Annotated in this window: 10 protein-coding genes and 2 pseudogenes; 1 reads left to right on the top strand and 11 read right to left on the bottom strand. The window is 63.2% G+C overall.

Going from position 1 to position 11,612, the window contains the following annotated elements; translation table 11 throughout:
• Nucleotides 1-212 precede the first annotated feature (212 nt).
• The 4 genes from AC0L3I_RS03495 to AC0L3I_RS03480 all read right to left on the bottom strand — a co-directional run bounded on the left by AC0L3I_RS03495 (nt 213) and on the right by AC0L3I_RS03480 (nt 5,410).
• Nucleotides 213-1,853: an ABC transporter substrate-binding protein gene (locus AC0L3I_RS03495; RefSeq protein ID WP_473525975.1), complete on the bottom strand. Its 1,641-nt coding sequence runs from the start codon at nt 1,851-1,853 to the stop codon at nt 213-215.
• Between the two features lie 309 nt (nt 1,854-2,162).
• Nucleotides 2,163-3,137: an alpha/beta hydrolase gene (locus AC0L3I_RS03490; protein ID WP_473525974.1), complete on the bottom strand. Its 975-nt coding sequence runs from the start codon at nt 3,135-3,137 to the stop codon at nt 2,163-2,165.
• A gap of 19 nt (nt 3,138-3,156) precedes the next feature.
• Entirely contained in the window at nt 3,157-3,837 is a 681-nt protein-coding gene (locus AC0L3I_RS03485) for an isochorismatase family protein (protein WP_473485780.1), read from the bottom strand.
• 268 nt (nt 3,838-4,105) lie between these two features.
• A complete protein-coding gene (locus AC0L3I_RS03480; RefSeq protein WP_473525973.1) occupies nt 4,106-5,410 on the bottom strand; it encodes a M24 family metallopeptidase in 1,305 nt (434 codons plus the stop codon).
• Nucleotides 5,411-5,885: 475 nt separating this feature from the next.
• Here AC0L3I_RS03480 and AC0L3I_RS03475 point away from each other — a divergent pair, with 475 nt between their 5' ends.
• Nucleotides 5,886-7,265 (top strand): FAD-binding oxidoreductase, encoded by a 1,380-nt coding sequence (locus tag AC0L3I_RS03475; RefSeq protein WP_473485782.1) that lies wholly within the window; start codon nt 5,886-5,888, stop codon nt 7,263-7,265.
• Between the two features lie 186 nt (nt 7,266-7,451).
• On the opposite strand, the gene AC0L3I_RS03470 is transcribed toward AC0L3I_RS03475, so the two are convergent.
• The 7 genes and pseudogenes from AC0L3I_RS03470 to AC0L3I_RS03440 all read right to left on the bottom strand — a co-directional run bounded on the left by AC0L3I_RS03470 (nt 7,452) and on the right by AC0L3I_RS03440 (nt 11,601).
• Nucleotides 7,452-8,429 carry a GlxA family transcriptional regulator gene (locus AC0L3I_RS03470; protein ID WP_473485783.1) on the bottom strand — a complete coding sequence of 326 codons (978 nt, stop codon included), beginning with the start codon at nt 8,427-8,429 and terminating at the stop codon, nt 7,452-7,454.
• Nucleotides 8,430-8,628: 199 nt separating this feature from the next.
• The gene (locus AC0L3I_RS03465) at nt 8,629-8,817 is read right to left on the bottom strand and encodes a DUF1059 domain-containing protein (protein WP_127211681.1); all 189 of its coding nucleotides are present in this window, start codon (nt 8,815-8,817) and stop codon (nt 8,629-8,631) included.
• A gap of 127 nt (nt 8,818-8,944) precedes the next feature.
• Nucleotides 8,945-9,160 (bottom strand): annotated as a pseudogene (locus tag AC0L3I_RS03460) (PLP-dependent transferase); the annotation flags it as partial.
• Nucleotides 9,145-9,336: pseudogene (locus AC0L3I_RS03455) on the bottom strand (GlxA family transcriptional regulator); the annotation flags it as partial. The pseudogenes AC0L3I_RS03455 and AC0L3I_RS03460, both read right to left, overlap by 16 nt.
• A gap of 146 nt (nt 9,337-9,482) precedes the next feature.
• Entirely contained in the window at nt 9,483-10,568 is a 1,086-nt protein-coding gene (locus AC0L3I_RS03450; RefSeq protein WP_473485784.1) for an MBL fold metallo-hydrolase, read from the bottom strand.
• Complete coding sequence (locus AC0L3I_RS03445) at nt 10,556-11,152, bottom strand: hypothetical protein (protein ID WP_473525972.1); 597 nt, start codon at nt 11,150-11,152, stop codon at nt 10,556-10,558. Before AC0L3I_RS03445 ends, AC0L3I_RS03450 begins: the two co-directional genes overlap by 13 nt.
• Entirely contained in the window at nt 11,152-11,601 is a 450-nt protein-coding gene (locus tag AC0L3I_RS03440) for a (2Fe-2S)-binding protein (RefSeq protein WP_473485786.1), read from the bottom strand. The genes AC0L3I_RS03445 and AC0L3I_RS03440 overlap by 1 nt, the downstream gene beginning before the upstream one ends.
• Between the last annotated feature and the right edge of the window lie 11 nt (nt 11,602-11,612).

Genomic DNA, 11,612 nt, shown 5'->3' with positions numbered 1-11,612 from the left:
TGGCCGCCAAACCGTCGAACAAAGGGATGGCCGCCTTGAAAAGGCCCCTTGACAGCGAAAGCCCCATACAAGGTGGCTCGGCGAAGCCGAGACGGAGAGGGGGAATCGCGCACTACGAAAGCCCCCTCTCCGGCCGCTTCGCGGCCACCTCTCCCCCGTTTCGCGTGGGCGAAGAACCAGGTCTTGAGAGGCTGGAGGGACGGCACCCGCGTTCACGCCTCGAGCCAAACCTTGTCGAAATGCTGCTCCAGCGACTGGTGCTGCTCGCAGCCATGCACGCCCTTGCGGAACGTCCGATAAACCGAGCGCCAGTAGGGCTGGATGATGATGCCGGAGTCGCGCAGGTTCTGCTCGATCTTGGCCATGATCTCGCGGCGCTCGCCGGCGTCGGGTGTGGCCAGCGCCTTGTCGAGCAAGGCGTCGAACTCTGGATTGGCGTAGGCGGTCTCGTTCCAGGCGGCGCCGGATCTGTAGGCCAGGGCCAGCACCTGGACGCCCAGCGGCCGGCCGAGCCACTCGGTGCAGGAGAAGGGATATTTGCTCCAGTCGTTCCAGAACGTCGCCGCCGGCAGCACGGTTCGTTTGACCTTCAGCCCGGCGTCGCGCATCTGCGCGGCGATGGCGTCGCCGGTGTTCTTCTGCCAGTCGACATCGACGGAGATGAGGTCGTATTCGTGGTCGGATTTGCCGGCCTCGGCAAGCAGCGCCTTGGCTTGATCGATATTGCGGACGGCCGGGCCAATATCGGCGTATTCGGCGTGCATCGGGCCGACATGGTGGTTCTCGGCCGGCTTGCCGCGGTCGTCCATGCCGATCTTCAGGATTGCGGCGTTGTCGACGGCGAGCTGGGCGGCGCGCCGCACCCTGATGTCGTCATAGGGCGGATTGCCGACGTTGAAACGCGCGACGATGGTCGAGCCGGTGGCAAGCTCCGAATTGCTTAGCTCCATGGCATCGGTTTGCGAAACCGTATCGGCGGCGGTTTCGTGGTTGGTGTCGATCTCGCCCGATTCAAATGCCGAAAACATCGCATTGGGATCGGAGCCGTAGTCGACCCATTGGATGCCGTCGAGCCAGAAGTCGCCTTTCCACCACGGCTTGTCCTTGCGGCGGACCTCGGCGCCGACTTCGGCGTCCCATGCCACCAGCTCGCAAGGTCCTGTGGTGATCGCCAGCGCCTTCAGCGGATCGCCGTCGCCATCGTAGCTGCGATGCATGATCAGCGCCGGATAGTCGGTCATGCCGGCAATCAGCGAAACGTCGGGCTTCGGCAAATTGAGCCGGACGGTAAAGTCGTCGACACGCTCGATGCCGCCGTCGACCGGTTTCTTGGTGGCGGCGTCGACCAGCGCGCCCATGCGCTCGGCGACCGAATTGCCGGCAACGCTTGCATCGCACCAGCGCATCAGGTTGTGGACGACGTCGTCGGCGTTGAAAGTGTCGCCGTTCGACCAGGTGATGCCCTTGCGGACGTGCAGCGTGAGCACGCGAGCGTCATCACTGGTCTCCCAGCTCTCAAGCAGCCACGGCTCGAAGGTGAAATCGCGGTTCCAGCGCACCAGATATTCGTTGCACTGGCGGGCGACGTTGGACATTTCGACGCCGTCGAAGGTGCGCGGGTCCTTCCAGCCCTTGACGTTCATGGCGACGCGCAAGACGCCGCCGCGCTTCGGCTCCTGCGCCCTGGCCGGGGAGGGCGCAAGGCCGCCAAGCGCCAGCGCGCCGGCGGCGCTGACGCCAAGTGCTGCCATGGTGGCGAGATATTCGCGCCGGTTCATGCCGCCCTTCTTGAAGCCGTCGGCGACGGGCTCGGCCTGCGGATGCAACGCTCTGTTGGTCAACATGAATTTCATCGTCGAATCCTCCCTGCCGGCGCCCGGTCGACCGCGTCGCGGGGGCGGATGCGGCCGCCGGGCGCCTTTGTCCATGGGCAATGATAGTGTGGGATTTAGCGGGAAAGTGTTCGGGTTTCCGCAGCTGTTGTGCGCTGTTCCGCAGAGGTGACGAGTGGGGTGCTTGTAAGGCCCCCTCATCCGGCCGCTTCGCGGCCACCTTCTCTCCCCGGCGGGGAGAAGAGGCTGGCACCGGCGTGGGCGATCTCTTCTCCCCTCGGGGAGAAGGTGGCCGCGAAGCGGCCGGATGAGGGGGCCTTCGCGGGTTCCCTACAACCAGTCGCCCTTGCCGAGCGTGGCGATGGCGGCGACGATGCGGGTGAACGCTTCGCCGGCCCGCGGCACGGTTTTGCGGGCGCGCAGGAAACTGTGCACGAGACGCTGCTCCTCGTACCACCAGGCGCGGCCGCCGGCGGCAAGGATGCGGTCGCGATAGGCCTCGCCGTCCGATGACAGCGGATCGCATTGCGCTGTGACGATGACCGTCGGCGGCAGGCCGGAGAAGTCGCTGTCGTGCAGCGGCAGGAAGGTCGGGTCGTCCGGCGACTGTGCCTTGCCGGAGCGGACCTGGCGATAGAATTCGATGTCGCTGAGGGTGAGCAGCGGCGCCTCGGCGTGCTCAACATAGGAGCCGGCGCTCTCGTCACCGCCCAGCTCGGGGTAGACCAGCACCTGGCCAATTGCGCGGCGAGGATGGCGGCGCGCCGCGTGCGCGACCGCGGCGGCAAGATTGCCGCCGGCGCTCTCGCCGCACAGCACAACCGGCAGCCCGCTTGTCGCCGCCCATTCGAACACCGCCAGCGCATCGTCGAAGGCGGCCGGATGCAGATGTTCGGGCGCCAGCCGGTAGTCGGCGGATAAGACCGCAAAGCCGGTGCCGGCGCAGATCTCGGCGCAGATGTCGTCATGGCTGTCGAGGCCGCCAAGCACAAAGCCGCCGCCGTGATAATAGACGACCAGCGCCTGCGGCGCCTTGCCCGCCAGCTGGTAGCGCCTGATCGGGATCGCGTGGCCGCCGGCAACAACCGTGCCGTCGCTGGCTTCAACGCCTGCGGGAGTGCCCGCGTGAAACGCCCGGCACATCGCGTCGTAGACCGACCGCTGCTTGTCGACCGGCAGGTCGATTTCGGGCGGATACCATGCGTTGACCCGGTCGATATAGGCCCACAGCGCCGGATCGAGCAGCGTCGCGTATTTTTCCCGTTTTGCTTTTTCGGTTTTTTCGGCGCCGCTGACCATCGCCATCCGGTCCCACCTGGAAGCATCAGAGCTCGTCGTAGAGCCGGGCCGCATTTTCATAGGTGAAGCGCAAAGGCACGGAACCTTGGACCTGCCATGCATCGACCGTCTCGCCTGCCATCAGCCGGCAGGCGCCGTCGGTGGTGGTCACGGCGCCGCCATAGAGCCGGTTGGCAAGGTTGAGGATTGCGGTCTGGTGCATTGCCGTGCTGCCGCTGCCGCAGGCATCCTTGACCAGCAGCACCCGAAAGCCTGATGACACCGCATCCCTAACGGTGGCGTCGATGCAGGCCTCGGTCCACACGCCGGCAACGACCAGCCACTCGATCCCTTCGGCCTTGAGCCGCCCCGCGGCGGGGCCTGCACCGAAGGCGCTGGCCTCGGTCTTGACCAGCATCATCTCGCCGGCGACCGGCGCCACTTCCGGACAGATCGCCGTCAGCGGATCGTCCTTGTCGGAGAAGGCCGACCTGCCATTCGCATCGACCGGATGGAACCGCCGCGCCTCCCTGGTGAGATCGACGATATAGGCCGAATGGTAGAGCAGCACATCGTTGACCCGCGCCGCCGCCTGCAGGCGCTGGACGTTGGCCAGAATGTCGGCAAAACCCTCGACCAGATAACGCTTGTCCTGCCGATGCTCCTCCTGGAGGTCGACGAACACCGCGGCCACCGTGCCGCGTTTGATCGAGACCGGGCTCTTCATTCGGATACCTGAACTTCGTCATTCCAGGGCGAATCAGCCGCGAAGCGGCGTCGCGAAGACCCTGGAATCCATGCCGTTACCTCTAGTGAAGAATGCAGCGGAACAGAGTTCTGCACCGTCTCGAAGCCTAGATGTAACGGCATGGATCCTAGGGTCTGCGCCGCGTCGCTGCGCTCCTTGCTCCGCCCTAGGATGACGAAAGCATGAGCGCTGCGGTTAGTCCCGAAGATTTGCGATACCGCACCGCGACCAGTGGTGGATGCTGGGATCAAACCTGTTTCTCCAGAAAATCGTCCTCATAGGGAAAGCGCGACAGAAGTTCGGTGCCGGTCTCGGTGACCAGGATCTCGTCCTCGAGCTTGACACCCTCGCGTCCGCCTTTCTCGCCAATATAGCTTTCGACGCTCACCACCATGCCGGGTACGACAAAACCGTCGCGGCCATAGGTCTCGTAGTCCATGGCGTGCGCGATGAACGGCGTCTCGCCATGCATGCCGACGCCGTGCATGACAGACGTATAGCGCTGGTCGACGAAGCGATCCGGGATATTCCAGGCCTTTTCGGCAATCTCGCGAAACGCCATGCCCGGCCTGACGATCGAGATGTTGTGCTGAACCTGATCGTGGGCCATGCGGTAGAGCGACTTCTGATAATCCGTCGGCTTGCCCGGCCCGCAGCGGAACGTGCGCGAGAAGTCCGAATAATAGCCGTAGCAGCCGATCGTATCGGTATCCAGCGCCAAAAGTTCGCCCGGCCTGATCTTGCGGCCGCTGGCCTCTTTGAACCATGGGTTGGTGCGCTGGCCCGAGGTCAGCAGGCGGGTTTCGATGAACTCGCCGCCTTGCCGGATCACCTCGTGATACATGATGGCGAACAGATCGTTTTCGGAAACGCCGGGCTTGATTGACTCGCGCACCGCATAGACGGCGGCCTCGGCGCCGGCCATCGACACCTGCAGGCATTTTATTTCCTCCGGCGTCTTCACTGCCCGCACGGCCAAGATTTCACCTTGGCAATCCCGGACCTCGCAGCCGCGCTTTTCCAGCGCCAGCGCCTGCAGATGGCCGCAGCGGTCGAGGCCGAGCTTCATCGAGCCGCCGCCATGCGCCTTGAGCAGTTCGGCGATCTCGTCGGCGAAGGGACCCGCGGTTTCGTCGTCGCGGCCCGAAACGGAAGACCAGACCAGCTTGGACGGACGCGCCTCGTCGATCGTGTCGAGCACCATCGAGACATGGTAGCTCTGCGGATACTCGAACAGCACGATCGGCCCTTCGGTGGGGATGAAGAAATAGCGTGTCGAGTTGCGCAGAAAATAGCCGAACATGTTGCGCGAGCCGGTGGCATAGCGCTGGTTGTAGGGATCGAATAGCACGACGGCGCCATAACCGGCCTCGCGCATCCAGGCGCGCAGCTTGGCTAGCCGCCCCTTGCGCAGCGCGTCCGCATCGATGAAGGACGGCTCGGTGTCTGACAGCCACATGCCGCCTGCCGGATCGGACGCCGCCGGGTGGCGCATGCGGTCTTTGAAATCCACGTCCTCGGTGCTGTCGGGGTCAAAAACGACGATGCTCATGGGCGCCTCCTGGAAGCATGTCGCCCAAAAGCCTGCCCTGGGCTCGACCCGCGGATGCGCAGCGGTTTGGGATCACGACATGCATAAACAAGCCCTGAACATAGCCGCGCGTCGGGAAAGGCTTGTGCGGGATGCCGCAAATGTCGTGCAGAATACCGCAGCTGCTTGGGATCTCATCTAACCTGGCGGCAAGCAGGCAGCATCATGGCGAGCGCAGGAACAGATTGCTCGGAAGTCGGGGGAGGAGTATTCTTTGTTTGCCGGCGCCATGCCGCAAAAACCTCCGAACGAAAACTGACTGACTTCAAACATCGCGTCGGGCGCGGCACCTGAATTGTACAGGCAGCCTCGGCGTGAATTCCGGTTGCTTGGTGCAATTCGATGGATCGGGAACAGCAGCATGTTCGCCGCTGCAAATAGTGGGTGGGGATAATCAATGATTTGAACAGAAAACTGTCACTTCAGGGAGGAAATCATGCAGGATACAGCCACCGAAGCCTTTGCCGGGACCATGCGCGGTCCAGTCATAGGCCGAAAAGACCCCGACTATAATGAGGTGCGGAGCCTCTACAACGGCATGATCGACAAATATCCACAGTTGATCGCGCGGTGCGTGGACGCCGCCGACGTTGCCACGGCGGTAAAATTCGCGCGCGAGAACGATCTCCGTGTCGCCATCCGCGGCGGGGGTCACAACGGACCCGGTCTCGGCAGCGTCGACGACGGCCTGATGATCGACATGTCGATGATGAAGGGCGTGCGTGTCGATCCGGCTGAGCGCACCGTTCGCGTTGGCCCGGGTTGCACCCAGGGCGATGTCGACCACGCGACACATGTCTACGGGCTGGCGGTGCCCGCCGGCATCGTTTCCACCACCGGGATAGCCGGCCTTACATTGGGCGGCGGCACGGGCTACCTGACCCGCAAACATGGCCTGACCATCGACAATTTGCTCGAAGCCGATGTCGTGCTCGCCGACGGCAGCATCATCACCGCCAATGCGACCGAGAACGCTGACCTTTACTGGGCCCTGCGCGGCGGCGGCGGCAATTTCGGCATTGTGACGAGCTTCCTGTTCCAGGCTCATCCCGTGAGCATGGTTTATGCCGGTCCGATCTTCTGGGATCTCGAAGATGCCGCGCCCGTCATGCGCGCCTACCGGGATTTCCTGCCCGATGCGCCGGAGGAACTCGGGAGTTTCGTCGGACTGAAAACCGTTCCGCCGGTGGACCCTTTCCCAGCGGAACACCAGGGCAAACGCGCCTGCGCCATCATCTCCTGCTACAATGGACCCGCGGAAAAGGGCGAGGCGCTCATGGGCGAGTTGCTTGGCCGGCTGCCGGCGCCGCTCTTCAACTGGATGGGCGCCATGCCATTCCCGGCATTGCAGTCGATGTTCGACCCATTTTTCCCAAAGGGCCTGCAATGGTATTGGCGCGGTGACTTCGTCAAGGAACTGACGGACGAGGCGATCGACGTCCATATCGCGCAGGCGAGGAAGCTGCCGAGCGCGCTCTCGCTCATGCACCTCTATCCGATCGACGGTGCGGTGCGGCGTGCGGGCAGGAACGACACAGCCTGGAACACCCGTGACGCGACATGGTCGATGGTCATTGCCGGCATCGATGCCAACCCGCAAAAGGCAGGTGAGATCACGCGCTGGACCAAGGGCTATTGGGAAGCCATCCACCCCTATTCGGACAGGGGCGGATATGTGAACTTCATGATGGATGACGAGGACAAAAGCCGGCTTAAGGCCACCTATGGCGATAATTACGACCGCCTCGTTTCCCTGAAAGGCAAATACGACCCGACCAATTTCTTCCGGGTCAACCAGAACATCAGGCCGAGCTGACACCTGAAGCGCGTCGCGTTTGAACGGATTTGATGCGACGCGCTTTAAGTTCTTGTTTTTATGCATGTCTCTATCGCAAAACCGCGGCGCACTTTTGCGGACACGCATTAGCGTCGCGGGAGGTCGCAGGCATGGCGTGGCACGGGCGGAAGGTCAACGTCCTCCCGTGTCGGGCGCTGGCCGCAACTAATGCCTGCGCGCCACCTTCGGCGCGTGGCCATGCTCCTCCCTGAACGCCCGCGCAAAGCTCGACATCGAAGCAAAACCGCAGGCGAGCGCCACGTCGCGCACCATCAGCGTCGAATGCGCCAGGAGATCGGCGGCGCGCTTCAGCCGCAGGCGGCGGTAATAGCCGTTGGGCGAGATGCTGAGCTCGGAGCGGAAGTTTCGTTCGAGCTTGTCGGAGGAGACGCCGAGCTTTTCCGCCAGATCCGCCATGCCGAGCCGCTCCTCGACCGCATCCTCCATGATGGCGATGGCCGACAGCACCAGCTCGTTCTGGACGCCGGTGCGTAACCGCAGCGGCATCAGCTTGCGGTCGACACTGGAGCGCAGCGGGCTGTGCACGAACCACTCGGCGACGCCGGCCGCGAGTTCGGCGCCAAAATCGTTGGTGATGATCTCCAGCATCATGTCGAGGCTGCCGACGCCGCCGGCCGAAGTGAAGCGCTTGCGGTCGATGACGTAGAGATCGCGCCTCAGCTCGATATCGGGAAATGCTTCGGTGAAGGCGGCTTGGCTGGTCCAGTGCAAGGTGCAGGCATGGCCGTCGAGCAGGCCGGCCCGCGCCAGGAAGAAGGCGGCGTCCGCCACCGCGCCGATATGGGCGCCGCCGCGCAGGCTCCTGCGTATCCAGCTCACGGCATCGTCGGCGACAAGATGATCGGCATCACCGCCCGAACAGACGACGATGCAGTCGACCTTCGGCGCATCGCCGGCAAAAAAGCCGGGCTGGATAACGACGCCGTTCGAGGCCTCGACCGGTCCCTTGGCGGCGCCGACGATGATCCAGCGGTAGCAGTCCCGCTTCGCCAGCACGTTGGCCGCGCGCAGCGGCTCAATGACCGAACTGAACGCCATCATCGGAAAGCCGGAGAAGACCAGCACCGCGAAGGTGAGGGGGCCTTCGGTTGCCGGTGGTTGGTGGCGCTCGCGAATGGTCATGCTTCAATCGTGCCTGTCGGCAATTGCAGGAAAGACCACAATTCCGCCGGATGCCACTCAGGTCAACGGGCGGTGGTGGGTCAGTTTGAAATTGTCACCGCGCCTAGGCGTTGTCGCCTATCGGGCCGAACTCCTAAATGCTTGCCGAAGCATTGGAGATAGTGGCGGGCGCTCTGCGCGTCCCATACAAACAGCAGGTTTAGGTAGCTACAATTAGCTTCTTGACCTGTTCACGGTCTTCCGGCGACCATTGCTTCGGGTCTTCCCCATGAGCGATCGCGCCGTGAAGTTCGACATGCTTCATCACTTCCGCCTCGGTCTCTGCCGTGAACGTCGCTGGACAGGCCTCGTTTCCCGGATAGTTCCTGCAACGATACGAGTAAGCCATGACTTTCCCTCCCAGGTTGCCCGATAGCAAAGCGAGGGTACGTCGCCTTTGTCAATTCACAGTTGGATGCGCCGGTCAGCCGGGAAATTTCAAACTGACGCCCCTATCCAACAGGGCACGGACCCCCTCAACCCGCCAGCGCCTGATCCAAATCCGCAATCAGATCGTCGCCATCCTCGATTCCGGCCGACAACCGCACCAGCGAATCGGAAATCCCAATCTCAGCCCGCTTTTTCGCCGGGATCGAGCCGTGTGTCATCAGCGCCGGGTGCTCGATCAGGCTTTCGACGCCGCCGAGGCTTTCGGCCAGGGTGAACAGTTGCGTATGTTCGAGGCCTCGACCGGCCCCTCGGCGGCGCCGACGATGATCCAGCGATAGCAGTCCCGCTTGGCCAGGACGTTGGCCGCACGCAGCGGCTCGATGACCGAACTGAACGCCATCATCGGAAAACCGGGGAAGACCAGCACCGCGAAGGTCAGCGGGGCGTCTGTAGGCTTTGGTGGGTCGCGCGGGTTCATGGGGCAGCGGTGCTCGTCGACAATTGCACGAAGCACAATTCTGCCGGACGCGCGTCAGGTCAACTGGTAGTCGGTGCTGATCCGCAAGGCTCGTTGCAAAAGCAAGGCGTCGATGCGCGGATATCGAGCCCACGAGCGGTAATGCGCTACAGCCCCGAGATATCAGGCTTTCCCTGGACGACGAAAGCTTCGAGCATCGCCCAGCAATTGTCGCGCAGGTAGGTTTCGGTCCCGGCGAGCCTGTCGCGCCATTTCGGCAGAAGCCCATCATGCATCTGGGAGACCAGGATCTGCTCATAATCCTGATGGAGGTCCCAGGCCGTTCTTCCGGCGAGCCTCGGCGGATGCTGCGTTAGGAAGGCGGGGAAAGATAGGCTCGCATAGGCCAGTTCCGCCGCGTTGACGAGGTCCTTTACCAGTTCGGCCTGCGTCTCGACATCCTGGCGGTTGCCGGGACGGTCGATGTGGCCGGCGACAAGCGTTTCGAAATCGTAGGCAAGAACTTTGCGATGCGCCTCGACAAAGCCCGGAATGTCGATGGCAATGCCGAGATTCTTATAGGGCATCCAGCCGGGATAGACGACGTCGATGAACATGAGGGTCTTTTGGCGAGGCGCGAAGATAAAGATGTTGTCGATCGAATGGTTGATGCCCCCATACGCCAGTTCGAGGCGCTGGTTTCCCTGTTCGAGCGTGTAGGCCGTGTCGAAGGTTACGGTTGGGGCCGGACGTCGCGGGTCTTTCCGCGAAGCGAGCAGTTCGGCCGTCCGGGCGTTGGCGACGATCGTGACGTCCTTTGCGAACAGATGCGCACCGGCAATATGGTCGACATGTTCGTGACTGTAGACCAGATGCGTCACCGGCTTGTCTGTGACTTCAGCAATGGCCTTGAAGTAATTCTCCCCAAGCGTGGGTGGCGCATCGCAGGCAACCACCCCGGCCGACGAGACCATGAACATTGTGCTGTACGCACCGTCCGTAACCCAATAGAGCCCGTCGCCAATCTGCTGGACGAGGTAGCCCTTGCCAGGATCGACCAGAGGGCCCGTGCCGGACGCCGCGATGGTGCCGCCGGCCGCGAGCGCCGGATGAAGTCCACATCCGCAAAACCCGGCCTGCGCGACCGTGGCTGCGGCCACACATTGCAGGAAGTGGCGGCGGCCTCGATCGGTGCCGCCTTTGCTCGGTGCGCCGCGACCCGGCAAGTCCTCAGCTTCGGCTATTTCGGACATGCGGCTCCGCTCGTCATCCAGCTTTCGGCATCCTTCGTGAATTCCTCATAGGGGACGGGCGGGGTCGTTCGTGCCTTCCCGGTCCGGTCGACGCCTGGCGACCAGGCCCATCTGACGAGGGCCGATCTGAGATGATCGATGACCTGGCCGCCATTGCGGTTTCCGTTGTGTTGTGGATCCTTCAGGTGTTCGCAAAGCTCATGTTGGGAAAGGCCGTCCCAACCCATGGTGAGGGGCGCGAGCCGCCACTCGTCGTTGGCGCCGGGAACGCCGCTGGCTGCGTTGTTCGATCGTCCGTGACAGGTGGAACAGGGCAGGCCGGCCGCACCGTCATCCGCGGGTCCACGCTTTACATGGAACATGTGTCGATGCCGGTCGTCGCCCTGGCGCGGAAAGTCCGTCAGGGTGTGGCAATTCTGACAGCGAGGGCTGGCCATGACGCGGGCAATCGTGTCGAAGGCGTCGGCCGACGACGTGCTGTCGCCCTTCGTTTGCGACCACAGCGGCGGCACGAAGGCCAAGGCTGCCATCACGCCGAGCGTCACGCCGGCGAGTGCTCGCGACTGAAGCGGACGGCCAATCATCACGCACCGCGCACGGCGCGATGCACCGCGGCGCGGATGCGGGCATAGGTGCCGCAGCGGCACAGATTGGTGATTGCCGCATCGATGTCGTCATCGGTTGGATGCGGCCTATCTTTAAGCAGCGCGGCGGCGGCCATGATCATGCCGGATTGACAATAGCCGCATTGTGGAACCTGTTCCGCAATCCAGGCCTGCTGCAAGGGATGCGCGCGATCGTCCGATAGCCCCTCAATCGTTGTAACCTGCTTGTCTTCCGCGTCAGCGAGCGAAAAGGAACAGGAGCGTACTGGCTGGCCATCGACGTGCACTGTACAGGCGCCGCAGGCAGCGATGCCGCAGCCGAATTTGGTGCCGGTCAGCCCGAGGTGGTCGCGCAAGGCCCATAGCAGCGGCATGTCCGGATCGGCGTCGACCGTGACCGCACTCCCATTGACTGAAAATCTCGTCATTGTATGGCTCC

The organism is Mesorhizobium sp. WSM4840 (assembly GCF_055811755.1).
Note: the sequence above shows the minus strand (reverse complement) of the source record. Positions and strands in the feature narration are given on the sequence as shown.